Genomic DNA, 249 nt, shown 5'->3' on the forward strand with positions numbered 1-249 from the left:
GCCTCCGGCGTTGCCAACGGCACGGCCGGCACCTCGCCGGCGACCGGCGACCTCGACGCCAGCGACGTCGACAGCCTCACCGACTTCTCGGTGGTCAGCAACGGTGCCCATGGCACGCTGTCGATCAATGCGGCCGGCGAATGGAGCTACGCGCTCAACGAGGATGACGCCGCCGTCCAGGCGCTCAACACCGGCGATCCGGCGCTCACCGACACCATCACCGTGCAGACCGCCGACGGCACCCAGCAG

General features: G+C 70.3%; 1 protein-coding gene. It reads left to right on the top strand.

Annotation, left to right across the window (positions count from 1 at the left end; translation table 11 throughout):
* A partial coding sequence (locus DH08_RS30035; protein WP_210328947.1) for a VCBS domain-containing protein occupies positions 1 to 249 on the top strand: 249 nt, incomplete at both ends.

This window comes from Mesorhizobium amorphae (assembly GCF_014843845.1).
GTDB lineage: Bacteria > Pseudomonadota > Alphaproteobacteria > Rhizobiales > Rhizobiaceae > Mesorhizobium > Mesorhizobium amorphae_A.